The organism is Ruegeria sp. CJ6 (assembly GCF_056536665.1).
Map to the genome: position 1 here is coordinate 21357 of NZ_JBQFQB010000002.1, position 25800 is coordinate 47156.

The window sequence follows — 25800 nt, forward strand, 5'->3', positions numbered from 1 at the left end:
GGCTGTGCTGGCGGGGTGACTACTTCTTCTCGAAGTACAATATGATTTCACCCAGCCTTACGCCAAAACGCGAAACATAGGCTCGGTTCAATAACCGGTCATCCGACAACAACCACATCCAGTCATCGAAATTGACACGCATGGTGCCGTCTTTGACGGGCAGGTCGATTTTGTACTTCCAGTTAAACGTATCGCCCCTTTCGACCCCACTGGCTGTGCCCAGCACACCGGGAGCGGTGCCGGTCCAAGTGTCATCGCCGGTCTTGGTCAGGGTCCAGATCCGTTGTTCGGTCGCACCATCGTCATAGACGAAATCTTCGACAAGCGTCAGAGTCTCTCCGTCCCATGTGCCGTCAATATCGACCTGGAAGCGACGCGGGACATTACCTAGTACATCCTGAAACTGACCATAAGCGACAGTCCTACCTTCGAAGAACTCTTCAAGGTTCAGTTGACGATCTGACAGAAACGTTTTTGGTATACGCGGTTTGGCCGAGCATGCGGCGAGAGTGGCCAACCCCGCGATCGCGACCCCTGCAATAAGGGTACGGCGGGCGATCATTGCAAAACCCTCAGTTCAGAGTCTGTATCGTGGCCGTTTGCGCCATGCAGATGGGCGGATTTCACTTCAGGCGCAGGGCGCATCGTGGCGACCAGCTCGGCCACCTTGATCCCGAATTTTCGCATCTCGGATCGGTTCATGATTACACCGTTCTCCGTCAGATACATCCAGTCGGTCACATCCAGTGTATGCCCGCCCGCGTCCTCGGGCAGGATGATGCGATAGGTTAGCTTGACGGTTGAGCCCGAAATCACGCCTTTGCCCTCGCCGACAATATCGTCCGCTGTTGCGGTGAAAGTGTTGCCCGTGCCCAACGTCAGATGCCATTTGCGGGTCATCTGTTTGCCGTTGGAATAGGTGAAATACTCGGACAGCGTACCGGTATTGCCGTCCCATTCGCCCACCATGCGTGCGACAAAGCTGTTCGACATCTTGCCGTTGGGGCCATAGATCAATCCTTCGGACAGGATTTCGCCATTCAGGTTCTTTTTGAGTGAAAACTCAGGTCCGGTTCCGCTGTAGTCGGAGGGTGATTGTGAGCGGAAACTGAGGAACCGGTTCTTCACAGCAAACAGCGCAAAAATCGCAAGCAGACAGATCAGGAGCGTTTTCATTTGGCAGAGACCTCTGTCGGGAGGGTCAGGACCATGCCAAACGCTCCGAGTTTCAAGATGCAGGGCAGCACCGCATAGGCGAGGGTGAGTGTATTCAAAGCCTCGGCAGAATTGGCCTGTCCAGGTGTAAAGCCGCTGCGTTCCAGTAGCGGCAGTGTGAAAAAGGCGGCCAGAGCTAGACCCAGCTTACCTGCGAAAGACCAGATGCCGAACGCAGCAGATGCGTTCAGCCCGGCCCGGGTCAGAACGACCGAGAACATTGCTGGCAGGACAACCATGTCCGCCCCAAGCGCCGCGCCGGATGCGAGGCATATGATGGCGAAACCGACGAGACTCCCAGGGGCTAGAAGAGCGGCCCCGACAAAGCCGAGAATGGCCAGCGGCATGGCGATCATCAGAGTCTGTTTCGGGCCAATCCGATTGCTGAGCCTGGCCCAGAATGGAACGCTGAGCCCGGCGCTGAGGAAGAACAGGATCAGCAATGGCCCCGCTTTGCCTGGCAGTTGCAGCCGATCTTCAACAAAGAACAGAAACAGGGTCGAGGTGATGGCGACGGGCAGGCTGTTGACCAACGCAAGGGCAAGCAGACGTAAAGCCCCAGCCTGTCCTAGGCCTGCAAAGGACAGCCCTTGACCGGTGATCGGCGTGCGTCGCCACATTGGCAGGGTAACAGCCAGAGTCACAACGCTCAGAAGCCCGAGAAACATTCCAAAGGCCGGATACCCCTGCGCGGCTGCGCCAAGCGCCACGAACACAGCGGGTGCTGCGGCTGCTATGATAACTCCGGTCAGTTGTCCGCCTTCGCGGAAGGCGGCCAGTGTCATCAGTTCCTTCGCGCTAGCCTGTTTCGCCAGCGTGGCGCTGCGGCCGTAAAGCAAGATGGTCCCAAGGCTGTAGGCCGAGAATAACAGGATCAGAATAGACACTAATGCGGCGATACTTACCCCTTCTGGCAAACCAAACAGCAATGGAAATCCAATTGCGAGACCCAGCGCAGCGGCGGCGGCAAATAACATCTGCCCACCGGGCCAGCGATCAATGGCCCAGCCAATCAGTGGATCTTGCACCAGGTCGACCAGCCGGATGACCAGCAGAATGGTGCCAATGACCCCCAGCCCGATACCGAGATTCACGGCGGCAAAGCGCGGTAGGTGGATGTAAAGCGGGATACCTGCTGCAGCAAGCATTAGCGCATAGAGGCTGACACGCGGGTACAGCATCACTGCCCCTTCAACTGCTGTGTGAACGAGGCGGATCGTGTATTGTTACCCAGAAAAATTGACATGAAGCTGCGTGTGATACCCGGATTTGTCAGGGTGCAGGTTTTGCTTCCGTTGCGCCAGAAGCTGACGCTGTTGGGGCCTTGCGCGATGGCCAGATAGCTATCGCCTTTGCTGACCGCCTGAAAACAGCTCTGCAATTGGGCTTCCGTCGGCGCAGAATTGCCTTGTCGGGCCATCTCTTCAAGCGTCGACTCGACCAGTGCTTTTTGTTTCAGGTTTTTTCGATAGGTCAATTGCAGTCCGAAATTCTGATTCCAGCTGAATGCGGCACCGCCGGGCGTGTAAAGCTTGGCGTCATAGAGCGGAAGCCCCAGAAAACGGAATGTCCCGGTGCCGCGCAGCTTAGGGTCTTTGATTGCATCCGACAAAGGCGAAGCCGCCAGTCCGCCAGGGACCATCAGCGCCAGTGACAGCAGCGCAGCGCAACAGGTTCTATATGCTGGCCGAAACAGCGAGGTCCGTTTCAGGGATACCATTGTCAGCTCCGATGCTCTGCGGGATGGCGGTGAGGCGCTCGACAACATGCATTGCGCTGGCAATCCCGTCTTCGTGGAAACCATGCCGATTATACGCCCCGGCAAACCAGGTTCGGTTCTGTCCCTGCATCTCGCGGATTTGCCCTTGCGCGCGCAGGGCGGCTTTGTCGAACACCGGATGGGCGAACTCGACCTCGTCATAGATTTTGTCCGCGGGAATGTCTGATGCGGCGTTCAGGGTCACAAACAGTGGGTCACTGTCGGGGATATTCTGAAGCCGATTCATCCAATATGTAACCCCAACATTGCCCTTTTGCGATCGATAGGTCCAACTGGACCAGCAAGCACGCCGCCTGGGCATTTGGCGAGGATCACAGTGCAGGATAGCTTTGTTCGGTTGATATCTAATCGCGCCGAGCGCCGCTTTTTCCGCTTCGGTCGCTGCATCGCCCAGAATGGCGAGGGACTGATCGGAATGGGTTGCCAGTATGATTTCGTCAAACAGAGCGGCCTCACCTCCTGCATGGACGGTGACGCCCAGATCATGCCGCTCGATCCGCTGCACGGGTGCGGACAGTCTGATGTCAGCACCGCGCGCACGTAGCGCAGTTTCGATCCGGCGGACATACTCGATGCTGCCGCCTTTCACGGTGTACCACTGGTGCTGATTGGCACGGCCCGAGGCCAGCAGCGCGTGATTGCGGAAGAACTGCACCAGCGAGCGGGCTGGGAACTGATCGACGAACTCGACCGGAGTTGACCAGATCGCGCCGCACATCGGCATCAGATAATTGTGCCGGAACCAGTGGCCGAGACGCAGCTGATCCACAAGCTCACCGATCGTGGTGTCGTCGTCCTGCGCGGCTTCGGGGGCCTCTTTGCCAAACCGCAGGATGTCGGCGATCATCTTGTAATAGGCTGGACGCGCGAGGTTGCGCTTCTGCGCGGTCAAAGTGCGCAGATTGTTCAACCCATATTCAATGCGGCCATCGTCGATAGTTGCACCAAAGCTCATCTCACTTTTGGTGACCGGCACGTTCAGCTCATCAAACAGCCGGGTCAAATAGGGGTATGTGACATAGTTGAAGACGATGAAACCGGTATCTACCGGCTGATCTCCGTTCTTTCCGGCCATCACCGTGCGGGCGTGGCCGCCCAGTCGGGGCTCAGCCTCGAACAAGGTTATATCGTTGTCTTCGGAAAGGTAATAAGCTGCGGAGAGACCTGAAATGCCTGCGCCTATGACTGCGATTTTCTTGCGTACGCCCCGGGTTTCGTCGAACATTCCATCCTCGTTATTCGGTATTTACAACAAGATACGCAGGGAATGAGCCTTTGGATCAACCGCGTTAGAAGTTTTTTTCCGACGCGCTATGTAGTGTTATCTGGCCGAATGCTACGAGCGCTGGGCGTGATCCATTGCTGCTGTCAGAACGTATTCGACCTAGTAGTACGAAAAAAGACTTACGCATGAGCAGTTTTGACGGAAAAACCTATTGGATCATTGGCGCCAGCGAAGGGTTGGGCCGTTGCTTGGCCGAAAAGCTGAGCCGCGAAGGCGCGCATCTGATCCTTTCTGCTCGCAATGCCGAGCGATTGGATGAAATCTGTGGCACCTTGCCCAATGCACGTGCTGTACCGATGGATGTGACTGATCTCGACACTGTGCGCCGCGCTGTGGTGGAGGCTGGCTCAATTGACGCGCTTGTCTACAACGCAGGCGCCTATGAGCCGATCAGTACGTCAGATTGGGACACCGATGCCGCTTTGGCGATCAGCGATGTGAACTATTCCGGTGCGCTTCGGGTGTTGGGTGAAACCGTCCCAGGATTTGTGGGCTCAGGCAGTGGTGATATCACGCTGATTGGGTCGCTTGCCGGGTATCATGGGCTTCCCAATGCGATCTCGTACGGGGCCAGCAAGGCTGCGCTGATCTCGCTGGCCGAGACCATGCGGCACGATCTGGCAGGGTCAGGCGTGACGGTGCGCATTGTCAATCCGGGGTTCATCAAGACCCGTCTGACCGACAAGAACAGTTTCAAAATGCCGATGCTGATGACACCCGAAGATGCGGCCGATCGCGTAGTGCGCGCCATGTCCCGTCGCCGGTTTCGAACCGATTTCCCGGTACCGTTCTCATGGGTTGTGCGCCTGATCGATTATTTGCCCGATATTCTGGTGTACCGGGGAAAGTGACCCTATCCGCAGGTAAGCCTCTGAATTGTGCCTGCGCCGTTCACATAAACGTTCAGCCGGTCGATGCGATAATCCTGCGTGGCAATATCATCCGGGCCCAGAACGCGCGACCGTTCAGGCAGTTGGGCTTGTATGGTTGAAACCGGCTCACCAATGGTGTTCGCAAACGGTTCTCCCTTACAAAATGCAAGATCAACCGGTGCCTCCTCTAGTTCAAGCGCCGCGTCCTGCGGTGCAGAGGTCTCAGAACATGCGGTCAGAAGAATTAGGATCGGAAATAAACGGTACATTGGCGCAGGGCTTTCTGGTGATGTCGTTTCTGAAATATCAAAGATTTAGCCAACCTGTCATGAAAGCGCAGTTGAAAAAACCCTGTATTTGACGCAGGGTCGGGCAAAACAGACAGGGAGACAAGCACCATGCGTACCCGTGCTGCCGTCGCCGTTCAGGCAGGCAAACCTTTGGAAGTGATGGACGTAAACCTTGAAGGCCCCAAAGTGGGCGAGGTTCTGGTCGAGATCAAGGCGACAGGCATTTGCCATACCGATGAATTCACACTGTCGGGCGCCGACCCTGAAGGCTTGTTTCCCGCCATTCTGGGCCATGAAGGCGCAGGTGTCGTGCTTGAGGTCGGCCCGGGTGTAACCAGCCTGAAACCCGGCGATCACGTCATCCCGCTTTATACGCCCGAGTGCCGTGAGTGCGAATACTGCCTGCATCCCAAGACCAACCTGTGCCAGGCAATTCGCGAAACCCAAGGCCAGGGCCTCATGCCGGATGGCACCTCGCGTTTTTCTACGTTGGATGGCGATCCGATCCTGCACTACATGGGCTGCTCGACCTTCTCGAACCATACGGTTCTGCCTGAAATCGCGCTCGCCAAAGTGCGTGAGGACGCGCCCTTTGACAAGATCTGCTATATCGGCTGCGGCGTGACCACCGGAATTGGCGCGGTGATCAACACTGCCAAGGTAGAAATTGGCAGCCGTGCCATCGTGTTCGGCTTGGGCGGTATCGGCCTGAACGTGATTCAGGGCCTGCGTCTGGCTGGCGCGGATCAGATCGTGGGCGTTGATTTGAATCCAGCCAAGGTGGAAATGGCGACCAAGTTCGGCATGACCGATTTCGTGAACCCCTCTGAGGTCGAAGGTGATCTGGTGCCGTATCTGGTCAACCTGACCAAGGGCGGCGCGGATTATACCTTTGACGCCACAGGCAATGTCGGCGTAATGCGCGCAGCGCTGGAATCGGCTCACAAGGGCTGGGGTGAATCGATCATCATCGGTGTGGCTCCTGCGGGTGCCGAAATCTCGACCCGACCGTTCCAACTGGTAACAGGCCGCTCATGGCGTGGCACCGCGTTTGGCGGAGCGCGTGGACGCACCGACGTCCCGAAAATCGTGGATTGGTACATGGACGGGAAGATCGAGATCGACCCCATGATTACCCACACCATGGGCCTGGATGACATCAACCACGGTTTCGACCTGATGCATAAGGGCGAGAGTATCCGATCAGTGGTCGTCTACTGATAAAACCGAGATAGAAGAGGAGGGCGGGCTTTTGCCCGCCTTTTTTTGTACATACGTTCCTCTTTAAGAATTAAATATTGAGTTGAGGGATGAAGGTGACAATTGGGAATACAGACCGCCTGGCGGTGCTGATCGATGCGGACAACGTGCCCGCAAAACATGCCGCAGAAATTTTCGAAGAAATCGCCACATTGGGCGAAGCCGGATTAAGACGAGTTTACGGTGACTTTTCTAATGGTTCGCCTCAGGGTTGGGACGGTAAATCCTTGGCGGAATATGCCATCGTTCCCCATCAGCAATTTGCCAATACGTCTGGAAAGAACTCCAGCGATATCGCACTGGTCATTGATGCTATGGATATTCTGCACTCTGGACGGTTCGGCGGGTTTGTTTTGGTATCTTCGGACAGCGATTTCACGCGCCTTGCCAGTCGGATTCGCGAACAGGGACTGGATGTGTATGGAATTGGAGAACTCAAAACCCCACAGGCGTTTGTCGCAGCGTGCAACCGGTTCATCTACATTGAGAATATTGAAAAACCTCAAGCGGGTATGCCGCAAGCCAAATCGGTCGAGAGTACTGTTCCGAGACAAAATCTGAACCATGCATATCAACTAATTCGTAATGTGGCGCAGAACACAAACGAGCCTGATGGCTGGGCAAGCCTTGCGTTTGTCGGAAGCCAATTGAGTAAAATTTATCCGGACTTCGATGCCCGTACCTATGGTCACAAAAGACTGAGTGATCTTGTTCGCGCTATAGACCGCTTTGAAAAGTGTGGAAAAAATGGCGATCTCAAGATCAAATGCAAGGAAACTTGAAGGCCGGGGTTCTAGTCCCCAGGCCTCGTCGCTCCAGTATCTGACCGGGGCGACCTGACGCGCAGCACAGGCGTATTAGCAGAGGTAGTGTTTGATCGGCTCTCTCGCCAGACCACAAAGACGCCGGATGCAATGATGACGCTCGCACCAACCGCGACCCAGATATCCGGATGCTCGCCAAAGAAAATCACGCCGAAGATCGTGGCCCAGATGATCTGGCTGTATTGACTGGGCGCAATGACGCCGGCGGGGGCGGCGCGATAAGCAAGGATGATCAGGTGCTGTGCGATTACCGAGAACACCCCGACAAACGCCATCATCGCCAGATGCAGCAATGATGGTGGTTGATAGACTGCCGGTTGGGCGACGCTCATGACGGCGATGGCCAGCAGCATAGGATAAAGGATCAGGACGGCAGAGCGTTCTTCATTCCCGATTTTGCGGACAAGAACCGAAGCAAATGCGCTGCAGAAGGCTGCTGCCAGAGCCGCTAAATGGCCCAGGGTGATTTCGGTTGCGCCAGGGCGCAGGACGATCAGGACGCCGATCAGGCCGACGCCCACGGCCGCCCACCTTTGGGCACGGACCACCTCACCCAGAATCGGAATCGACAGAACAGTTACGATCAGCGGGAAGGAAAATAGCAGGGAATAGACTTCGGCCAGCGGCAGCACCGAAAAAGCGTAGAAGGCACAAGACATGGCCATGATCATCGTCGCTGATCGCAACAGCACCAACCACGGATGCCGCGGCAGGAAATTCCCAGTGGTCCGATCGGCCAGAATTGTTACTGCCATAGGGACAAAGGAAAACAATGTTGCAAAAAAGATGATCTGCAAAACCGAATAGGTGCCACCCAGCACCTTGATCAGCACGTCATGCGTCGCGAAGACGGCAAAGCCTAAGAACGCAAAGGCAAGCCCACGAAGGGTGGAGTTCTGAGCGCTCATGACAAAAGCCTCAATCATAGATGGATCGTTTGGGGTGTTTGATGTTTGCTTAGACCCAAATTGGTCTGACGGGTAGCCCTTATTTTATCGCTAACATTCTTTTGCAAGCAGGGTTGCAGATTTTGCAATACGCAGGAAACGGGTCGAGTCCAAAACAAGCGATTGCCATGATCATCTCAAATCAAGGAGAAACATCATGCACGGAATTTCAGCCCTCCCAACACAGCAGGTTCAGGCATATCGCGCCGGTGCGCCGGATGGATATGGAAACCCACCAGAGCGTGCGATTTCCAATGGGGCCGGCAACCCATGCCGTCATTGTTTGAAATACATACCGGAAGGCAAAGAGATGCTGGTGTTGGCGCACCGACCCTTCCCGGAAACGCAGCCTTATGCAGAGACTGGACCGATCTTCCTTTGTGCCGACCCCTGCGCACGCTATGAAAGTGAGGATGTGCTGCCCGAGGCGTTGACCGACTCGCCCAACTACCTGATCAAAGGGTATGGTCCGGACGACCGAATTGTCTATGGAACCGGGATCATCACCCCACAGGCGCAGTTGCATGAGGCGGCTGAAAAAATCTTCTCCCGCGCTGAAGTCGCTTACATCCACATCCGATCTGCTCTGAACAACTGTTATCACGCACGGATCGATCGTGTCTAAAGCTTGACGCGGTGCATCCCCCGATGTGGTTGGTTCGGGTCGTTGACAGTTGCGTCGTCGACCCGACTGGAGGTCAACGCAAGGAACACATCCTCAAGATCAGCTTCTTCAGTGCGGACGTCCTGGATGCGAATATCGGCCTGACGTACAGATTCCAGCACCTGCTCGGCTGTAGTTAGGTTGCTGTGGTATTGCAGCACAAGGTCGCCGTTCTCACGTTGCGCTGCAATCACGTTATCCGCTACAGGCAGAGTCTGTATGGGGCTATCCGGCACGATCACCATGGTTCGGCTGTCCATGCGGCCCAGCAGATTGGCCGTGCTGTCTTGTGCGACCTTTTCGCCGTGATTGATAATGGCGATCTCGTCACACATCTCTTGCGCTTCTTCCAGATAGTGCGTGGTCAGGATGATGGTCATGCCCTGTTCGTTCAGCTTGCGCACATTGGCCCAAAGCATCTGTCGCAGTTCAATATCCACACCCGCCGTGGGTTCGTCGAGCACCAGAATCTTGGGATGGTGCACCAGCGCTTTGGCCAGCAGCAGACGCCGCCGCATTCCGCCCGAAAGCGTGCGCGCATAGGCCTCGGCCTTGTCGGCAAGGCCAACGAGGTCGAGGATCTCATCGCTTCGCCGATCAGACTTGGGAACACCGTACAGCCCGGCCTGAACTTCTAATGCGCCTCGAGGTGTAAAGAACGGATCAAGGTTCAATTCCTGAGGCATCACGCCGATGGCGGCGCGGGATTGGCGCGGGTTTTGATCCTGGTCGAAGCCCCAGATCGAGACGCTGCCAGACGTTTTGACCACCAGCCCCGCCAGAATGTTGATCAGGGTCGATTTGCCGGCTCCATTCGGGCCAAGCAGACCGAAAACGGACCCCTGCGGTACCGTCAGATCGATCCCTTTCAAAGCCTGTTTCTCGGGCTGGCCCTTGCCGCCGCGATAGGTCTTGCGCAGTGATCTGATTGTGATTGCTGCATCGGACATGTGGCCCTTGCCCCCGGTTTGCTCATCGCCCATAAACGCACCTAATACATGCCCGCGAGGCCGACAACCAAAGAAGGATCGCCAGCCGTGACCATCGAAGCGCCGGAAACCAAGATTGTCGAAAATACCCGCGTCGCCTGCGATGGTGGCGAGGGTGCGCTGGGTCATCCGCGCGTCTGGCTGCAGATTCCCGAAGACACTGGTTGGGTCGAGTGCCCCTATTGCGATTGCAAATACGTGCTGCGTGGTGAGGACTCTGGTCAGGACGCGTAAGGGCGATCAGGACGGCAGGCGGTCGTAACTGGCGAGGATGGATAATGCTGTTCACAGCCAAAACGATTGACCTTTCCGACAGCCAGCCAATCGCGAACGGGACTGTGCGCAGTGTCTATGACTTTCCCGGTCATCCTGACCTTCTGATCAAAGTTTTTACCCGGTCCCAAGATCGTGTCTCGCACAGGCTTGGCAAGCGACTGGCATGGAAACTGTTCCCCGAGGCGCAGTATCGCAGCACGCTAAAAGAGCTGGAATGCGAGCTGCGGGTATCGCTGAAACTCGGGACGGAAATTGAGCGTTCACCCCTGTCCAGGATGTTGGGCGTGGTTCAGACGACGCATGGGGCGGGGGTTGTGGTTGAGCGCATTTCTGGCCTTGATGGCGGGCTTGCACCAAAGCTGTATGAAGTCTGCCGTAGTGGATTGGACGCCCCGGTTTTAGATGCGCTGAATGCATTCGTCGGGCAGATGTTTGACCTTCACATCGTCGCGCGCGACGTCAAAAGTTCGAATATTGTCTACGGGACAAGGGGCGCTGGTCCGGCCTGCTTCCTGATCGACGGATATGGAGAACGGAACCTCATCCCACTGCGCAGCCTGTCCCAACGTCTGAATGATCGCTCGCTGAACAAACAGTTCTCGTTGATCGCGCAAAAAGCAGGCTTGGCTTGGAATGCGGATAAGCGCACCTTTTCGAATAGCTAAGGCCAGACCACGGGCAAATTAGGTCGCAACGAATTGGCCGGGTGGCCTCGTCTTTCGTGCAGCCCTTCTGTACAACTTGGCGCAACCCAGCGCAGGAGCCTCATATGACCACCACCCAATTCGGAAAAGGCTGCCATTTGCATCTGATTGATGGATCAGCCTTTATCTTCCGCGCCTATCACGCTTTGCCGCCGTTGACGCGGAAATCAGATGGGCTACCGATTGGGGCCGTGTCGGGCTTTTGCAACATGCTGCAGAAATATGTCGAAGGAAACGCCGGGCCGGATGCGCCGACCCATGTTGCGGTGATCTTCGACAAGGGCTCGCATACGTTCCGTAATGATCTGTATGATCTCTACAAGGCCAACCGTGAAGCGATGCCCGAGGATTTGCGCCCGCAAATGCCGCTGACGCGCGAAGCCACCAAAGCGTTCAACATCGCCTGCAAAGAACTTGAAGGCTATGAAGCCGACGACATCATCGCGACCCTCGCCGTTCAGGCGCGTGAGGCCGGTGGGCGGGTGACCATCGTCAGTTCTGACAAAGACCTGATGCAGCTTGTGGGTGGCGGTGTCGAGATGCTGGATGCGATGAAGAACAAGCGCATCGATCGCGACGGGGTGGTTGAGAAGTTCGGCGTCGGGCCCGAGCGGGTTGTCGATGTGCAGGCTTTGGCCGGGGATTCGGTGGATAACGTACCGGGCGCTCCGGGCATTGGTGTGAAGACGGCAGCGCTGTTGATCAATGAATATGGCGATCTGGAAACCTTGCTGGATCGCGCTGAAGAGATCAAACAGCCCAAGCGCCGCCAGACCCTGATCGAAAAGCGCGACCAGATCGAGCTATCGAAGAAACTTGTGCAATTGGACGAAAACACACCGTTGGATTTCACTCTGGATGACCTTGAGGTGAAGGATCCCGATGCTGAGACTTTGATGAAGTTTCTGGCAGAGATGGAATTTCGTACGCTTACCAAACGCATTGCTGACAAGCTGGGCGTCGAGTCCCCCGCCATCCCCGAGATATCCACGCCTGAGGCGGAGTCACAGGCCGAAGACGTCCCATTTGATGCAACGAAATACGAATGCGTGCGCGATGCTGCGGCTTTGCAGAAATGGATCGATCAGGCATACGAGCGCGGCTGGGTTGCGGTGGATACCGAGACCACCGGCTTGAATGAGATGATCGCCGATTTGGTCGGGATTTCGCTATGTGTCGAGGCGGGTGAGGCTTGTTACATCCCGTTGACTCACCGTGAAAGCGCGACCGATGATCTGTTCGGATCGGATGCGCTGGCCGATGGACAGATGCCGCTGGATGAGGCTCTAAACTTTCTGAAACCGATGTTTGAGGATCCGTCGATCCTGAAGATCGGACAGAACATGAAATACGATGCCAAAATCTTTAAGCGATACGGCGTCGACGTTGCCCCCATCGACGACACGATGCTGATGTCCTACGCCATGCACGGCGGTGAGCATGGGCATGGCATGGATACGCTATCTGAACGCTATCTGAGCCATACGCCGATTCCCATCAAACCTCTGCTTGGCTCGGGCAAGTCTGCAATCACTTTCGACAAGGTGCCGATTGACAAGGCCACAGCCTACGCTGCCGAGGATGCGGACATCACCCTTCGCCTGTGGAAATTGTTCAAGCCGCAGTTGCATCAGGTGCAGGTGACGACGGTGTATGAAACACTTGAACGTCCATTGGTGCCGGTTCTCAAAGAAATGGAGATGCATGGCATCAAGGTCGATCGCGATGTTCTCAGCCGAATGTCAAATGCATTTGCGCAGAAGATGGCCGGATTAGAGGCTGAAATCCACGAATTGGCGGGTGAGAACTTTAACGTCGGTTCGCCAGCGCAACTGGGTGAAATCCTGTTCGACAAAATGGGGCTTGAGGGCGGCAAGAAGGGCAAGACCGGTAAGTACTCGACCGGGGCGGACATTCTTGAGGACCTCGCGACCGAACATGAACTGCCGCGCCGGGTGCTGGACTGGCGGCAACTCTCCAAGCTGAAATCGACCTATACGGACGCGCTGCAGACCCATATCAATCCTGATACGGGCCGGGTGCATACGTCATATTCGATTACGGGGGCGAATACGGGCCGTTTGGCCTCGACCGATCCGAACCTGCAAAACATTCCGGTGCGGACTGAGGAAGGTCGGCGCATACGTGAGGCGTTCATTGCCGAGCCGGGCAATGTGCTGGTCAGCCTTGATTACAGCCAGATTGAGCTTCGGATTCTGGCCCATATCGCCGATATTCCGACCCTGAAACAGGCGTTTGCGGATGGTTTGGACATTCACGCAATGACCGCGTCCGAGATGTTTGATGTTCCGTTGGACGAGATGACGCCGGATATCCGTCGTCAGGCCAAGGCGATCAACTTTGGTGTGATCTACGGCATTTCGGGCTTTGGGCTGGCGCGCAATCTGCGCATTCCCCGGGCGGATGCGCAGGGTTTCATCGATCGCTATTTCGAACGTTTCCCGGGCATCCGGCGCTATATGGACGACACGATCGCGTTTGCCAAAGAGAATGGCTATGTCCAGACCCTGTTCGGCCGGAAAATCCATACACCCGAGATCAATGCCAAGGGGCCGCATGCGGGGTTCTCGCGTCGTGCTGCGATCAATGCTCCGATCCAAGGGACGGCAGCAGATGTGATCCGGCGCGCGATGGTGAGGATGCCGGATGCGATCAACGGCTTGCCCGCTAAGATGCTGTTGCAGGTGCATGACGAATTGCTGTTCGAAGTGGCCGAAGAGGCCGTGGATCAGACCATCTCGGTCGCGCGCGCGGTGATGGAAGGGGCGGCTGATCCGGCAGTGAAGCTGGATATCAAGCTGGTCGCGGATGCCGGACAAGGCGCGAACTGGGCCGAGGCCCATTAGGGGCGGCGCTGCTCATCAAGCCCTGCGGGCCCTCTTTGCAGCGGGTCAGGCTTCTGGCCTGACCAGGCGGGCGATCAGGCGTTTTACGAAAGGGCCCAGCGTCAGGATGACGGTAAAGGCGATAGGCCAGCAAAAGGCCCAAGAGGCCATCCAGTCTCCGAGTGTTGAAGGGCTGAAGCCGATAGCTTTTAGCGTGGCTATGCCGGTGACGACGCAGGACATCAGGCCGGACATGATCAAGGCGAACAGGGCATTGGCATAGCGGGCAGATATCATGCGAGGCATCCTTGGCGTGTCGATGCCCTCAATTGCGCCATTTCAGTCTGAAAATCCAGCGTTCATATAGGGTTTAATACTGTATCCAAGCCAGTGAGTCCTCAGTCCGCCGAGTTGAGGGGTTGTATTCGGCGCTGACCCAGCCGCTGTAATCCGACTGGTCCATCGCAGCAAACAACGCGGCAAAGTCCATTGTACCCAGCCCGGGTTCCGAGCGATCCGGCGCAGCCCCGATCTGTGCATGGACAATACGGGGCTGAAAACGGTGCCAAATCGCCAGCGCATCGCCGTGGATCATCTGTGCATGAAAACTGTCATATTGTAGGCCGACATTTGCGCGGTCGACGCGGTCCAGCACTTCGGCGGCCAGATCATAATTGTTCAAGAAGTAACCAGGTTGCGATACGGGGTTGAGCGGTTCGATTGTAAACCGCTGTGCCGGCGCAAGATCTGCCGCCCATTGCAGGTTCTCGACAAAACAACGCAGGGCCTCGGGACCAGAAGCAAATCCGGACATAACGTGAATCATCTCTGGCCGCAGCACATCCGCGTAGCGCAGAACGCGCCGGATATCGGACTTAAACCGGTCGGAGCTGCCGGGCATGGCGGCGTAACCCGGTTCACCGCCGGTATAATTCGGGGGCGGGGCGTTGATCAGCACCAGATCAAGCCCGCTGGACAGCAGCGCGCGGCGGGTCTCTTTGGCCGCGAGGTCGTAGGGGAAGAGAATTTCAACAGCCGTAAACCCGGCCTGCGCGGCGGCTTGAAACCGGTCGAGATAGGGCAGTTCTGCAAACAGCAGTGAAAGATTGGCGGCAAATCTGGGCATCGGGCATCCGGTGTCGAACTTTGCAGAGCCTAACGATCACGACGGCCACGTGAAAGAGACTGAAAACGACAGATTGTCGAAAATCGGCCAGATAAAGGCTTTCGAATCAGGGACCATCAGGCTCAAGCGGTATCCCGTTGCGAGGGCCGCGCCAACAATAAGGTCTGATCACGATGGCCATGAGCCCTGAACCCGCGCGCGGGACCGCTATAGCTGTATCTGACGGTCGACAGACCGCGTTCACCGGAAATACGCTGGCGGTGGCTTCGATGCTGACGTGGGCGGCGGGTTTCCCGGCGGCTGAGATCCTATTGCAAAGCTGGCCACCTATCGCCCTGTTCGCAGCACGGATGTCTCTTGCGGTGTTGGTCATGGTACCAATCTGGCTGATTCTGGACGGACCGGCTCAGGTATTGCGCGCCCGTTGGGGCCATGCCCTCCTGGTTGGAGGTTTGGGGCTAGGGTCGGGGATGTTCCTGATCCTTGTAGCGCAGAAGCTGACCGACCCAGTTACCGTTGCCATTATCGCCTCGTGTGCGCCTTTGATCGCTACGATAATGGAGCTTGTGGCGGGAACGCGGCGATTGCGCTGGAGCTTTGCGCTGGGATTGGTGATTTCAATCATTGGCGGCCTGATTGCCACCAGCGCGGTGGCACCGGCACAATTAGGACTGGGCGCGATGTGCGCAGTGGTGTCTACCGCGCTGTTCTGTTGGGCCAGCATGGCCACTGCGCGCGACTTCCCCGAGCTTAGCCAGTTGGGCCGTAGCACCATTACCTTGGTCGGAGGATTGTCGACCGCAGCCATTCTAGTACCGTTAGCCGGATTGCTGGGGCTAGAGGTCATGCCTACACGCCCCGTAGATGTGGCGCAGATGGGTATGTTGGTGTTCTACGCACTGTTCTCACTGGGCCTGAGCCAATTTTTCTTCATAGCATCAGTGGGAAAACTAGGGGTCGCCCTGGCGTCATTCCACATCAATATCGCGCCATTTTATGTGATGGTGATCATGATGGCGCTGGGCGAGGACTGGAACTGGACCCGCGCGCTGGGCGCGTCGCTGGTGGCGCTTGCGGTCGTGCTGGCGCAGGACCGCAAACCGCGACCGGTTCAATCCTCTAGCACATCAGATGCGATCAGTGGGAAAAACTGGCCGTCCGACCAGACACCAAACCAACCGTCGTGATGTCTGGCGATCTCGACCAACCGGTAAAAGCTCTTGCGATCAATGCGCGCCTCAAGATTCGCGCGCACCAATATGTAGGGTGAGGGCTCATCAGTTTCCGTATTTAGGACAATGCGGATCGGGTGATCGGGCCCGGCGATGGCGGTATCGCCCACTTGCGTCGTAAAAGTCAGACGTTGGGCTTCGCCTTGTCCCTCATGCTCAAAATCAACGGCAACAAACGGCGCATCCTCGACGGTGATTCCCACCTTTTCAGCGGGAGTGACGAGAAAGTACCTACCCTCTTCCTTCTTAAGAATTGAGGAAAATAGCTTAACAAGCTCGACCCTGTTGATCGGTGACCCTAGATAACTCCAAGTGCCATCTTTGGCGATCCGAATGTCCAGATCGCCACAAAACGGAGGATTCCATAGGTGAACGGGCGGCAAACCCCGCGTTTTGGCCGCTTTGACCGAAGCCGCCAGACCGTCTGGCGAAGGGGTCACGGGTTTTTGTCCGCTCATTGCTTTTGCCATTTCCTCTCAGCGCGATACACTTCAATCATAACAGTCCACGGAAGGGAACCTCATGTCCGAACCTGCCGACCTCGTGTCCGAGATCGAAGCGCTGGAAAACAAGCTGCAAGAGGCCAAATCCTCGATCACCCGCCGCTTTATCGGGCAGGAGAAGGTCGTGGACCTGACCCTGACCGCGCTTTTGTGCGGTGGTCACGCGCTGCTGATCGGTCTGCCGGGGCTGGGCAAGACGCGGTTGGTCGAGACGCTTTCGACCGTGATGGGCCTGCATGGCAACCGCATCCAGTTCACGCCGGACCTGATGCCTGCTGATATTCTGGGCTCGGAAGTGCTGGATACTGCCGAAGATGGCAGCCGCCATTTCCGCTTCATCTCCGGCCCGATTTTCTGTGAGTTGCTGATGGCGGATGAGATCAACCGTGCCAGTCCCCGGACTCAATCGGCACTGTTGCAGGCGATGCAAGAGCGTACGGTGACAGTCGCGGGCGAAGACCGCGAATTGGGCGTACCGTTCCATGTGCTGGCAACGCAGAACCCGATTGAGCAGGAAGGGACCTATCCATTGCCCGAAGCTCAACTGGACCGGTTTCTAGTGCAGGTCGACGTGGAATATCCGGATCGCCAGACCGAGCGAGATATTCTGCTGGCTACCACGGGGGTCGAGGAAGCCGAGGCGCATCAGATTTTCACCAAAGAGGAATTGCTGGCCGCACAGGTTCTGTTGCGCCGGATGCCTGTAGGAGAGTCGGTTGTCGAACTGATCCTCGATCTGGTCCGCGCCTTCCGCCCGGATGAGGCAGGTGTGTCAGAGCGAGTGAAGGAAACTGTTGCCTGGGGTCCCGGACCGCGCGCTGCGCAGGCTCTGATGATGACCGTGCGCGCAAATGCGATGCTGGAAGGCCGTTTGGCCCCCAATGCCGAGGATGTTCTGACCATGGCCCGTCCGGTTCTCAGCCACCGTATGGCGTTGAACTTCGCGGCGCGGGCACGTGGTGACAGCCTCTCTGACCTGATTGAGTCCACCGCTACAGGGCTGGTCCGAACTGAGGCCGCGGCGTGAGCGCCGCCCAGACCCTTCGCGAACGCTCCGAGGCCGAAGCGTCCCGGTTGCCGCCGTTATTGGCGCGTGCCGAGCATCTGGCCGGAACCGTGTTATTGGGCGATCACGGGCGGAGACGCTCGGGTCTGGGGGATGATTTCTGGCAGTACCGCCCTGCGCAGATTGGCGACAGTCGCCGGTTGATCGACCATCGCCGTTCGGCGCGTGGTGATCAGCAGTTTGTACGTGAGCGCGAATGGCAGATTGCACAGTCGATCATGCTTTGGGTCGATCAGGGCGCGTCGATGCGGTTTGCTTCGGACAAGAACTTGCCGACCAAGGCCGATCGTGCGCGCCTGCTGGGGCTGTCGACCGCTATCCTGCTTGTGCGTGGTGGCGAGCGCGTTGGTCTGACTGGCACGACGCTGCCCCCGCGCAGGGGGAATGCTCAGATCATTCGGCTGGCCCAAGCCTGGTCTGAAGATGCGCAAACCGATTACGCGCCACCCGAACACCGCGCCATGATCCCGCATGCGCGTGCGGTGTTTATCTCGGATTTTCTTGGGCCGCTGGACGAGGTCGAGCTGGCCCTTACCAAAGCCGCTGACCGGGGCGTGCGCGGCGTGTTGCTGCAGGTTCTGGACCCCAGCGAGGAGTCCTTTCCCTATTCGGGACGTACCATTTTTGAAAGTGTTGGTGGCACCGCTCGACATGAAACCTTGAAGGCCGCTGATTTGCGCGATCGTTATCTGGATCGCTTAGCGGCGCGCAAGGATGCGCTGACCCACCTGTGCCGCGCGACTGGCTGGCAGATGGGGCTCCATCACACCGATGACAGCGCTCAATCGGCTCTGTTGTGGCTTTATCGCGCCTTAGATGGGGGTGCGCAATGACGGTTCTTGCAGGAATCGGATTTACCGCGCCTTGGGTGCTGCTGGGTCTTCTGACCCTTCCGATTTTGTGGTTGATCCTGCGTGCCGTCCCACCTGCACCGATCCGACGTCTTTTTCCGGCGGTCACCTTGCTGCTGGGATTGAAGGATGATGAAAGCGTTTCGGACCGTACACCATGGTGGTTGCTGCTACTGCGGATGCTGGCAGCCGCAGCGATCATCATCGGGCTGGCAGGGCCGGTGATGAACCCCTCACGCGATGAGACTGGATCCGGGCCGCTACTGCTGGTGCTGGATGCAAGCTGGGGGGGCGCGACACGTTGGTCCTCGACACTTGATCAGATTGATGCGCAATTGACGGAAGCCGGGCGGGCGGGTCGTCCTGTGTCGATCTTGCGTTTGACTGAGCCTGAGGCACCTGTGTTTCAGGCCGCCGAGGCGTGGCGTGGGCGTCTGCCGGGCCTTACACCGATGCCGTGGCAACCAACCCAAGCGCAGATTGACCAAACTCTGATCGCGTTGGGACAGGTTGAAGGTGGTTTCGACACCCATTGGTTCAGCGACCGTCTGTCCTATGTCGGCCATGATCGTTTGACTTCTGCCCTTCAGGCGCGTGGGGACGTGATTGTCTACCAATCCTCTGCACCTGTCACCGCGATCTTGCCCGCCACCTATCAGGACGGCGCAATCCGACTCAGCGTACAGCGCGCTAATCCAGGACCAGAGGAAAGAGTCACCGTTCTGGCGCAAGGGCGCGACCCGGCAGGAGCAATGCGGGTGCTGCAATCGACCAATCTTGAGTTCGAAAACGGCTCTACGCAGGCGGAAATTGATCTTGCGCTTCCATCGGAACTGCGCGCACGCATTACACGGTTCGAGATTCAAGGCCAGCGCTCTGCCGGTGCCATTACACTGACAGATGACAGCCTGCGTCGGCGCGAAGTGGCATTGATCGCAGGTACCCTGAACCGCGAAGGGTTAGAGTTACTGTCGCCGCTTCACTACCTGACACAGGTGCTGATTCCGACCGCTGATTTTGTCGAAGGCGGCCTGGCCGAGGTTCTCCCCGCTAACCCGGATGTGATCGTATTGGCGGATGTGGCCAAGCTGTCCGAGTCGGAACAGGCTGAAGTCGTCGAATGGGTTGAACAGGGCGGCCTACTGCTGCGCTTTGCCGGCCCACGCATGGCCGCCAGCGATCTGGGGCGCGATACTGAGGATGCACTGTTGCCGGTTCGACTTCGTAGCGGTGGCCGCTCGGTCGGCGGCGCCATGAGCTGGGGTGAAGCGAAGGGGCTTGCTCCGTTCACTGAAAACTCGCCGTTCTATGGGTTGGAGATTCCTGCGGACGTCTCTGTGACCACTCAGGTCATGGCACAACCAGATCCTAATTTGGCGGATCGGGTCATTGCGTCACTGTCGGATGGCACACCATTGGTGACCCGAAAACCGCTGGGGCTGGGGCAGGTGGTTCTGTTCCATGTCACGGCTGATGCGGAATGGTCCAGCCTGCCGCTGTCCGGGCTGTTTGTCGAAATGCTCGACCGGCTTGCCGTTGCCTCTGCTGCCAAATCGCGTCAAGAGGCTCAGATGCAGGGCACCGTATGGGAGCCGATTCAAATAATGGATGGCTTCGGTGTTTTGACTGACGCAGGAACGCTGCCCGGTGTCGATGGAGTCGAACTGGTTTCTGGGCAAATCGGGCCGGACCTGCGCCCGGGGCTTTATGAAAACGGCAAGCAGAAACTGGCGCGGAATGTTCTTGCCGAGGATGCTGTACTATCCCCGGTGGTCTGGCCGTCTGACGTCCCAATCCGGGGTCAGGAGATCAGCAATGAGACTCCGTTGGAAGGGCTGTTGCTTGGCCTTGCACTGTTGTTGCTGACAATCGATGTGATTGCGTCTTTGGCGTTGTCGGGGCGCTTGGCCAAGGCAACCCCTGTTGCATTTGCGCTTGCTGCCCTGTTCCTTGCCCCCGAGGCGCGGGCGCAGACCCCTGAAGACACCGATTTTGCATTGAACGCGACGCATGAGCTTGTGCTGGCCCATGTACTTACCGGGAATGCTCAGGTCGACGATATCGCGCTGGCCGGGCTGCGTGGGTTGGTGCAGACGCTGCATTTTCGCACTTCGGTCGAACCCGCCGACCCGATTGGCATCGACCTTGAACGTGATGAGCTTGCATTCTTTCCGCTGCTCTATTGGCCTGTCACTCCGGACCAGCCGCAGCCCTCGGTTGAAGCTTATGCAAAGCTCAACGCCTATCTGCGGTCGGGTGGGATGATCCTGTTTGACACGCGCGATGCCGATATCGCCGGTTTCGGGGCCTCCAGTCCCAATGGGCGCAAGCTACAACAGCTGGCGGCACCGCTGAATATCCCCTCGTTAGAGCCTGTTCCGCGTGACCACGTGCTGACTCGCGCCTTCTATCTGTTGCAGGATTTTCCCGGACGATATTCTGGCACCGAGGTCTGGGTCGAAGCCGCGCCACCCGATGCCGAGCAGATCGAAGGAATGCCCTTCCGAAACCTCAACGATAACGTGACCCCGGTGGTGATCGGCGGTAATGACTGGGCCGGGGCCTGGGCGGTGGATCGCAACGGTCAGTCCCTGTTGCCCGTGGGTCGCGGTTATGCCGGAGAACGACAGCGCGAGTTGGCCAATCGGTTTGGGGTTAATCTGGTAATGCATGTGCTGACCGGGAATTACAAATCCGATCAGGTTCACGTGCCCGCGCTTTTGGACAGGTTGGGACAATGACCGGAACCGTCATATTTGACCCGCTAATCCCGTGGCCGTTTCTGGCAGCCGTGGCATTGATTGCCATGTCAGGTGTGGTTCTGGCGCTTTGGCGCGGTCTGTCGGGCTGGGCCCTGCGCGGCTTGGCGGCCTTGGTCATCCTCGGGGCGCTTAGCGGTCCTGTTTATCAGGTCGAAGATCGCGCGCCGCTTACCGACATCGTGTTGATGATTGAAGATGAAAGCGCCAGTCAAACCCTATCGGATCGTGCCGAACAGACTGCTCAGGCTGCCAACGACCTCGCGACCGAGATCGAAGCTCGAGACAATACCGAGCTGCGCCGCATCCAGGTTGGTGACGGCGATGGTGACGAGGGCACGCAGGTCATGGCTGCGCTGAACGCGGCGCTGGCCGAAGAACCCCGTGCGCGGATTGCGGGCATTGTCGTGGTGTCAGACGGCATCGTTCATGATGCAGACCTGGCACCCGACCTGCCTGCTCCAATGCATCTGTTGCAGACCGGGCGGGAAGGCGATTGGGATCGGCGCCTGATCGTGCGTAACGCCCCAGCCTTCGCCATTATCGGTGAACCCGTGACCCTGACCCTGCGCGTCGAAGACACTGGCGCTGCGCCTGCCGGAGTTGCAAACGCTCCGCTTGAGATATCCGTCGATGGAGGTGAACCCGAGCAGTTCACTATTCCAATCGGTCTGGACGTCGAGCTCCCGATCACGCTGCCGCATGGTGGTCGGAACGTCATCCAGTTCACGGTCCCGCAGGCCGAGGGTGAACTGACCGACCGCAACAACACGGCTCTGATCCAGATGAACGGTGTGCGGGATCGCCTGCGTGTTCTGCTGGTATCGGGCGAGCCGCATCCGGGCGGGCGTACTTGGCGCAACCTGCTGAAATCGGACAGCTCGGTTGATTTGGTCCATTTCACCATCCTCCGGCCGCCGGAAAAACAGGATGGCGTACCGGTGGATGAGCTCTCATTGATTGCCTTCCCAACGCGAGAGTTGTTTCTGGAGAAGATCAATGATTTCGACCTGATCATCTTTGATCGCTACAAGCGGCGCGGCATCCTGCCTGCGATCTATCTGGACAATGTTGGCGACTATATCGTCAATGGTGGCGCGGTGCTGGTCGCTGCTGGCCCTGATTTTGCCACGGCTGACAGCCTGTACCGATCCCCGCTTGGGCCGGTCCTGCCCGCAAAACCCAGTGCGCGGGTTTACGAGGAACGGTACGTGCCCATGGTCACCGATCTGGGCCAGCGTCATCCGGTTACCGCTGATCTGGGCGATGCTGAGACTTGGGGCGCTTGGCTGCGCCAGATCGATGTCAGCCAGCTGTCCGGCAATATGCTCATGACCGGCGTGGATGATCGTCCGTTGCTGCTGTTGGATCGCGTGGGTGAAGGCCGTGTGGCGCTGATGGCATCAGACCACGCCTGGCTATGGAGCCGCGGCTTTGAGGGTGGTGGCCCGCAGCTGGAACTACTCCGCAGGCTGGCGCATTGGATGATGAAAGAACCCGAGCTTGAGGAAGAGGCGCTGTGGGCCGAAGCGAACGGCCAGTCCATGCGTATTATCCGTCAAACGCTGGAGGATAAGGTTGGCCCGGTCACCGTCACCCTCCCCAACGGCGACACCTTGGAGATTACGCTAAACGAAGTCTCGCCCGGTCGGTTCGAGGCGCAGTACTTCGGCCCTGAAATTGGCCTGTACCGTCTGGAAGAGGGTGCGCATTCTGCCGTGATCGGTCTTGGTCCTGCTGCACCAAAGGAATTCGAGCGCACGATCGCGACCGATGAGATTCTAAGCCCCGTTCTGGCCAGCCTGCGCGGGGGAACGATCCGGTTGGAAGAGGGTCTGCCCTCAATCCGGAATGTCCGTGCGGGCCGGCCGGCAGCAGGTCGGGGCTGGATCGGTCTGACCCCGCGCGACGCCTATGAAACCCGCGATGTTACACAGGCCGGGTTGCTTCCACCCTGGCTGGTGCTGTTGCTTGCCGGTGGGTTCCTCTTGGCCGGTTGGTTGCGTGAGGGACGTCGCTAACGCTGCTTAAGCACTTTTTCATGCTCTACCGCGATGCTCTGAGCAGATTATCGCGGGAAAACTTTACATGAGTCTTGCTGAGAAACTGGCGCAGGAACGGCGCGCACGACTGGCGGCCGAGCGGTTGTTGCATCTGAAACAGGCCGAGTTGTCTGCTGCCAACCGCAAATTGGGACGCCATGCTATCGCATTGACACGTCAGATCGATGAGACTCAGGCCGAGGTTGCGACGGTTCGCGATGAAAACGAAAAGGTCAAATCCGATCTGACCGTAGCCAATGCCAAGATCGAAGTGGCTGAACGCCGCCTGTGGCATTCGATCCAGACTATCCCTGACGGGTTTGCCTTTTTCGACGGCAACAACACGCTGATCGGTGCCAACGCCGCTTACCTAAGCGTTTTCGATGGGCTGGAAGAGGTCGCGCCGGGGATCAGCTACACACGTATTCTCGAAATTCTGACCCATGAAGGGATCGTGGACATCGGCGCGGAAAATATCGCGGACTGGCAGGCGCGCATGCTTGCACGCTGGGTGCAACCGCACCCCGAACCCGAGGTGATCCAGTTGTGGAACGGCCAGTATATCCGGCTGATTGATCAGCGGGGTCACGGCGGTGACGTGCTGAGCCTTGCGTTGAACATCACAGCCTCGGTCCGGCATGAGGCCGAGCTGAACGCCGCGCGTGAACGGGCCGAGGCCGCAAACCGCGCCAAATCCGCCTTTCTGGCCAATATGAGTCATGAGATTCGCACGCCAATGAACGGGATCGTCGGTATGACCGAACTGCTGACCGAAACCCCGATGAACGAAGAACAAAGGCTCTATGTAAGCACAATTCGCAATTCGGGCGAGGCTTTGCTGGTCATCATCAACGATGTTCTCGACTATTCCAAGATCGAGGCCGACAAGTTGACGCTGCACCCCGAACAGTTCGATTTGGAGCGCTGTATCCTTGAGGTCGCGATGCTGTTGCAACCCAGCGTACGCGACAAGGGCCTGACCCTGCTGGTGGACTATGACCTGTTCCTGCCGACGCTTTTTGTGGGTGATCCGGGGCGGATTCGGCAGATTCTGACCAACCTTGTCGGCAATGCAGTGAAGTTTACCGCGCAAGGCCATGTCCTTATCCGGGTGACCGGTGTTCCTGACGCGACAACTGAAACCTGCGACATCCACGTGGCCATCGAGGATACGGGTATCGGAATCAAAGCCGACAAGGTCCCGCACATCTTTGGTGAATTCAATCAGGTTGAGGATGCTCAGAACCGCCAATTCGAAGGCACCGGTTTGGGGCTGGCAATCACCAAGCGGCTGATCTCGATGATGGGCGGTGCCGTCTGGGTCGAAAGCGACGCGGGCAAAGGATCTTGCTTTGGTTTCCGTATCACACTGCCCACGGCTGAGGGTCCGCAGCCCGTTCCGCCTGATCTGGCGGGGCAGTTGGGCCGTGTTTTGGTGGTCGAGGATATGGCCGTCAACCGCGCCATTTTGACCAAGCAACTGAGCCGCCTTGGGTCTCAGGCGCTCACGTGTTCAACAGGGGCTGAAGCGCTTTCTGCAATGGACAAAACTATTGATCTGGTGCTGTGCGATCACGATCTGCCGGACATGGACGGTCTGGAACTCGCCACAACACTGCGCGACAAAGGATGGGGTGATCTGCCAATTGTGGTGATGTCGGCCAATCCGGGTGTGATTCATGCCGACCCGGCCCATCGCTTGATTGACGGCGTGTTGCAAAAGCCCATTCCTCGCGCCGAGCTGTATTCACGGCTGATGGCGCTGGGTGCACCTGTATTCAAGTCGGATCGCAGTGACGACCGCGTCCCTGATCCCGAGACTCATGCGCAAGTTCCGCAGAATCAGAGGCTGATGCGGGTTCTGGCAGCCGAGGACAATCGAACCAATCAACTGATCCTTCAAAAGATGATCAAAGATCTGAATATCGATTTGAAATTCGTCTCCAATGGGTTGGAGGCGGTCGAAACCTTCGCCAGTTTCGACCCGGACCTGATTTTCATGGATATCTCGATGCCCAAGATGGATGGGAAAGAGGCGACGGGTGAAATCCGGCGGCGCGAGATCGGAACGGATCGACATGTTCCCATAGTGGCCCTGACGGCCCATGCCATGACAGGGGATGATCAGGGCATACTGGCAGCCGGGCTTGATCATTACATGACCAAACCGTTGCACAAGAAACTGATCCACAAGATGATACTGGAACATCGTCCAGCCGATGCCCAATTGGTCGGTGCAGAAGGTGAATGTACGGAATAGGATCGATTT

The 25800-nt window shown here is 57.6% G+C and carries 24 protein-coding genes; 13 read left to right on the forward strand and 11 right to left on the reverse strand.

The features are described 5' to 3' along the window. Positions 1 to 19: 19 nt before the first annotated feature. From ACR0BT_RS05765 to ACR0BT_RS05785, 5 genes are read right to left on the reverse strand one after another with little or no spacing between them, the layout of a single operon-like run. Entirely contained in the window at positions 20 to 562 is a 543-nt protein-coding gene (locus tag ACR0BT_RS05765) for a DUF3833 domain-containing protein (RefSeq protein ID WP_480762702.1), read from the reverse strand. After that, positions 559 to 1176: a DUF3833 domain-containing protein gene (locus tag ACR0BT_RS05770; RefSeq protein WP_170408586.1), complete on the reverse strand. Its 618-nt coding sequence runs from the start codon at positions 1174 to 1176 to the stop codon at positions 559 to 561. The genes ACR0BT_RS05765 and ACR0BT_RS05770 overlap by 4 nt, the downstream gene beginning before the upstream one ends. Continuing rightward, complete coding sequence (locus ACR0BT_RS05775) at positions 1173 to 2396, reverse strand: MFS transporter (protein ID WP_480762703.1); 1224 nt, start codon at positions 2394 to 2396, stop codon at positions 1173 to 1175. The genes ACR0BT_RS05770 and ACR0BT_RS05775 overlap by 4 nt, the downstream gene beginning before the upstream one ends. Continuing rightward, positions 2396 to 2935 carry a hypothetical protein gene (locus ACR0BT_RS05780; protein ID WP_480762704.1) on the reverse strand — a complete coding sequence of 180 codons (540 nt, stop codon included), beginning with the start codon at positions 2933 to 2935 and terminating at the stop codon, positions 2396 to 2398. Before ACR0BT_RS05780 ends, ACR0BT_RS05775 begins: the two co-directional genes overlap by 1 nt. Continuing rightward, entirely contained in the window at positions 2892 to 4220 is a 1329-nt protein-coding gene (locus ACR0BT_RS05785; RefSeq protein ID WP_480762705.1) for an NAD(P)/FAD-dependent oxidoreductase, read from the reverse strand. Before ACR0BT_RS05785 ends, ACR0BT_RS05780 begins: the two co-directional genes overlap by 44 nt. A gap of 185 nt (positions 4221 to 4405) precedes the next feature. Between ACR0BT_RS05785 and ACR0BT_RS05790 the strand changes: the two genes are divergently transcribed. Next, entirely contained in the window at positions 4406 to 5131 is a 726-nt protein-coding gene (locus tag ACR0BT_RS05790; protein WP_170514197.1) for an SDR family NAD(P)-dependent oxidoreductase, read from the forward strand. 2 nt (positions 5132 to 5133) lie between these two features. On the opposite strand, the gene ACR0BT_RS05795 is transcribed toward ACR0BT_RS05790, so the two are convergent. Further along, entirely contained in the window at positions 5134 to 5421 is a 288-nt protein-coding gene (locus ACR0BT_RS05795; protein ID WP_170394986.1) for an I78 family peptidase inhibitor, read from the reverse strand. Positions 5422 to 5550: 129 nt separating this feature from the next. Between ACR0BT_RS05795 and ACR0BT_RS05800 the strand changes: the two genes are divergently transcribed. Continuing rightward, positions 5551 to 6663, forward strand: a complete 1113-nt coding sequence (locus ACR0BT_RS05800; protein ID WP_480762706.1) for an S-(hydroxymethyl)glutathione dehydrogenase/class III alcohol dehydrogenase — start codon at positions 5551 to 5553, stop codon at positions 6661 to 6663. A gap of 89 nt (positions 6664 to 6752) precedes the next feature. Further along, complete coding sequence (locus tag ACR0BT_RS05805) at positions 6753 to 7484, forward strand: NYN domain-containing protein (RefSeq protein ID WP_480762707.1); 732 nt, start codon at positions 6753 to 6755, stop codon at positions 7482 to 7484. Positions 7485 to 7495: 11 nt separating this feature from the next. Here ACR0BT_RS05805 and ACR0BT_RS05810 read toward each other — a convergent pair whose 3' ends face one another. After that, a complete protein-coding gene (locus ACR0BT_RS05810) occupies positions 7496 to 8434 on the reverse strand; it encodes a DMT family transporter (RefSeq protein WP_480762708.1) in 939 nt (312 codons plus the stop codon). A gap of 196 nt (positions 8435 to 8630) precedes the next feature. Between ACR0BT_RS05810 and ACR0BT_RS05815 the strand changes: the two genes are divergently transcribed. Then, a complete protein-coding gene (locus ACR0BT_RS05815) occupies positions 8631 to 9098 on the forward strand; it encodes a DUF1203 domain-containing protein (protein ID WP_170394977.1) in 468 nt (155 codons plus the stop codon). Here the strand turns inward: ACR0BT_RS05815 and ACR0BT_RS05820 are convergent. Continuing rightward, the gene (locus ACR0BT_RS05820) at positions 9095 to 10087 is read right to left on the reverse strand and encodes an ABC transporter ATP-binding protein (RefSeq protein ID WP_480763027.1); all 993 of its coding nucleotides are present in this window, start codon (positions 10085 to 10087) and stop codon (positions 9095 to 9097) included. The two genes, ACR0BT_RS05815 and ACR0BT_RS05820, sit on opposite strands and share 4 nt — an antisense overlap. An 87-nt stretch (positions 10088 to 10174) precedes the next feature. On the opposite strand from ACR0BT_RS05820, the gene ACR0BT_RS05825 reads away from it, so the two are divergent. From ACR0BT_RS05825 to polA, 3 genes are all read left to right on the forward strand, one after another. Next, positions 10175 to 10360 carry a zinc-finger domain-containing protein gene (locus ACR0BT_RS05825; RefSeq protein ID WP_170426216.1) on the forward strand — a complete coding sequence of 62 codons (186 nt, stop codon included), beginning with the start codon at positions 10175 to 10177 and terminating at the stop codon, positions 10358 to 10360. Positions 10361 to 10404: 44 nt separating this feature from the next. Continuing rightward, positions 10405 to 11067 carry a YrbL family protein gene (locus ACR0BT_RS05830; protein WP_170408578.1) on the forward strand — a complete coding sequence of 221 codons (663 nt, stop codon included), beginning with the start codon at positions 10405 to 10407 and terminating at the stop codon, positions 11065 to 11067. Between the two features lie 104 nt (positions 11068 to 11171). Further along, complete coding sequence (polA, locus tag ACR0BT_RS05835; RefSeq protein ID WP_480762709.1) at positions 11172 to 13973, forward strand: DNA polymerase I; 2802 nt, start codon at positions 11172 to 11174, stop codon at positions 13971 to 13973. 45 nt (positions 13974 to 14018) lie between these two features. On the opposite strand, the gene ACR0BT_RS05840 is transcribed toward polA, so the two are convergent. Together ACR0BT_RS05840 and ACR0BT_RS05845 are read right to left on the reverse strand one after the other, a co-directional pair. Beyond that, positions 14019 to 14249: a DUF2798 domain-containing protein gene (locus ACR0BT_RS05840; RefSeq protein WP_170408576.1), complete on the reverse strand. Its 231-nt coding sequence runs from the start codon at positions 14247 to 14249 to the stop codon at positions 14019 to 14021. 73 nt (positions 14250 to 14322) lie between these two features. Continuing rightward, a complete protein-coding gene (locus ACR0BT_RS05845) occupies positions 14323 to 15078 on the reverse strand; it encodes a hydroxypyruvate isomerase family protein (RefSeq protein ID WP_480591614.1) in 756 nt (251 codons plus the stop codon). Positions 15079 to 15257: 179 nt separating this feature from the next. On the opposite strand from ACR0BT_RS05845, the gene ACR0BT_RS05850 reads away from it, so the two are divergent. Continuing rightward, entirely contained in the window at positions 15258 to 16265 is a 1008-nt protein-coding gene (locus tag ACR0BT_RS05850) for a DMT family transporter (protein WP_480454488.1), read from the forward strand. Here ACR0BT_RS05850 and ACR0BT_RS05855 read toward each other — a convergent pair. Further along, complete coding sequence (locus ACR0BT_RS05855; RefSeq protein WP_255611964.1) at positions 16190 to 16768, reverse strand: DUF1285 domain-containing protein; 579 nt, start codon at positions 16766 to 16768, stop codon at positions 16190 to 16192. The two genes, ACR0BT_RS05850 and ACR0BT_RS05855, sit on opposite strands and share 76 nt — an antisense overlap. Before the next feature lie 64 nt (positions 16769 to 16832). On the opposite strand from ACR0BT_RS05855, the gene ACR0BT_RS05860 reads away from it, so the two are divergent. The 5 genes from ACR0BT_RS05860 (at position 16833) to ACR0BT_RS05880 (ending at position 25791) form a co-directional block, all read left to right on the forward strand. Beyond that, a complete protein-coding gene (locus ACR0BT_RS05860) occupies positions 16833 to 17840 on the forward strand; it encodes an AAA family ATPase (RefSeq protein ID WP_170394959.1) in 1008 nt (335 codons plus the stop codon). Further along, positions 17837 to 18712 carry a DUF58 domain-containing protein gene (locus ACR0BT_RS05865; protein ID WP_170408573.1) on the forward strand — a complete coding sequence of 292 codons (876 nt, stop codon included), beginning with the start codon at positions 17837 to 17839 and terminating at the stop codon, positions 18710 to 18712. The genes ACR0BT_RS05860 and ACR0BT_RS05865 overlap by 4 nt, the downstream gene beginning before the upstream one ends. Beyond that, entirely contained in the window at positions 18709 to 21471 is a 2763-nt protein-coding gene (locus ACR0BT_RS05870; protein WP_480762710.1) for a DUF4159 domain-containing protein, read from the forward strand. Before ACR0BT_RS05865 ends, ACR0BT_RS05870 begins: the two co-directional genes overlap by 4 nt. Continuing rightward, on the forward strand, positions 21468 to 23510 hold the full coding sequence (locus ACR0BT_RS05875) for a hypothetical protein (RefSeq protein ID WP_480762711.1): 2043 nt from the start codon (positions 21468 to 21470) through the stop codon (positions 23508 to 23510). Before ACR0BT_RS05870 ends, ACR0BT_RS05875 begins: the two co-directional genes overlap by 4 nt. A 67-nt stretch (positions 23511 to 23577) precedes the next feature. Continuing rightward, positions 23578 to 25791: a response regulator gene (locus ACR0BT_RS05880; protein ID WP_480762712.1), complete on the forward strand. Its 2214-nt coding sequence runs from the start codon at positions 23578 to 23580 to the stop codon at positions 25789 to 25791. Positions 25792 to 25800 lie beyond the last annotated feature (9 nt).

Coding starts and splice junctions, on each gene's coding strand:
- ACR0BT_RS05765 (WP_480762702.1), bottom strand. CDS start 562: ATGATCGCCCGCCGTACCCTTATTGCAGGGGTCGCGATCGCGGGGTTG.
- ACR0BT_RS05770 (WP_170408586.1), bottom strand. CDS start 1,176: ATGAAAACGCTCCTGATCTGTCTGCTTGCGATTTTTGCGCTGTTTGCT.
- ACR0BT_RS05775 (WP_480762703.1), bottom strand. CDS start 2,396: ATGCTGTACCCGCGTGTCAGCCTCTATGCGCTAATGCTTGCTGCAGCA.
- ACR0BT_RS05780 (WP_480762704.1), bottom strand. CDS start 2,935: ATGGTATCCCTGAAACGGACCTCGCTGTTTCGGCCAGCATATAGAACC.
- ACR0BT_RS05785 (WP_480762705.1), bottom strand. CDS start 4,220: ATGTTCGACGAAACCCGGGGCGTACGCAAGAAAATCGCAGTCATAGGC.
- ACR0BT_RS05790 (WP_170514197.1), top strand. CDS start 4,406: ATGAGCAGTTTTGACGGAAAAACCTATTGGATCATTGGCGCCAGCGAA.
- ACR0BT_RS05795 (WP_170394986.1), bottom strand. CDS start 5,421: ATGTACCGTTTATTTCCGATCCTAATTCTTCTGACCGCATGTTCTGAG.
- ACR0BT_RS05800 (WP_480762706.1), top strand. CDS start 5,551: ATGCGTACCCGTGCTGCCGTCGCCGTTCAGGCAGGCAAACCTTTGGAA.
- ACR0BT_RS05805 (WP_480762707.1), top strand. CDS start 6,753: ATGAAGGTGACAATTGGGAATACAGACCGCCTGGCGGTGCTGATCGAT.
- ACR0BT_RS05810 (WP_480762708.1), bottom strand. CDS start 8,434: ATGAGCGCTCAGAACTCCACCCTTCGTGGGCTTGCCTTTGCGTTCTTA.
- ACR0BT_RS05815 (WP_170394977.1), top strand. CDS start 8,631: ATGCACGGAATTTCAGCCCTCCCAACACAGCAGGTTCAGGCATATCGC.
- ACR0BT_RS05820 (WP_480763027.1), bottom strand. CDS start 10,087: ATGTCCGATGCAGCAATCACAATCAGATCACTGCGCAAGACCTATCGC.
- ACR0BT_RS05830 (WP_170408578.1), top strand. CDS start 10,405: ATGCTGTTCACAGCCAAAACGATTGACCTTTCCGACAGCCAGCCAATC.
- polA (WP_480762709.1), top strand. CDS start 11,172: ATGACCACCACCCAATTCGGAAAAGGCTGCCATTTGCATCTGATTGAT.
- ACR0BT_RS05840 (WP_170408576.1), bottom strand. CDS start 14,249: ATGATATCTGCCCGCTATGCCAATGCCCTGTTCGCCTTGATCATGTCC.
- ACR0BT_RS05845 (WP_480591614.1), bottom strand. CDS start 15,078: ATGCCCAGATTTGCCGCCAATCTTTCACTGCTGTTTGCAGAACTGCCC.
- ACR0BT_RS05850 (WP_480454488.1), top strand. CDS start 15,258: ATGAGCCCTGAACCCGCGCGCGGGACCGCTATAGCTGTATCTGACGGT.
- ACR0BT_RS05855 (WP_255611964.1), bottom strand. CDS start 16,768: ATGAGCGGACAAAAACCCGTGACCCCTTCGCCAGACGGTCTGGCGGCT.
- ACR0BT_RS05860 (WP_170394959.1), top strand. CDS start 16,833: ATGTCCGAACCTGCCGACCTCGTGTCCGAGATCGAAGCGCTGGAAAAC.
- ACR0BT_RS05870 (WP_480762710.1), top strand. CDS start 18,709: ATGACGGTTCTTGCAGGAATCGGATTTACCGCGCCTTGGGTGCTGCTG.
- ACR0BT_RS05875 (WP_480762711.1), top strand. CDS start 21,468: ATGACCGGAACCGTCATATTTGACCCGCTAATCCCGTGGCCGTTTCTG.
- ACR0BT_RS05880 (WP_480762712.1), top strand. CDS start 23,578: ATGAGTCTTGCTGAGAAACTGGCGCAGGAACGGCGCGCACGACTGGCG.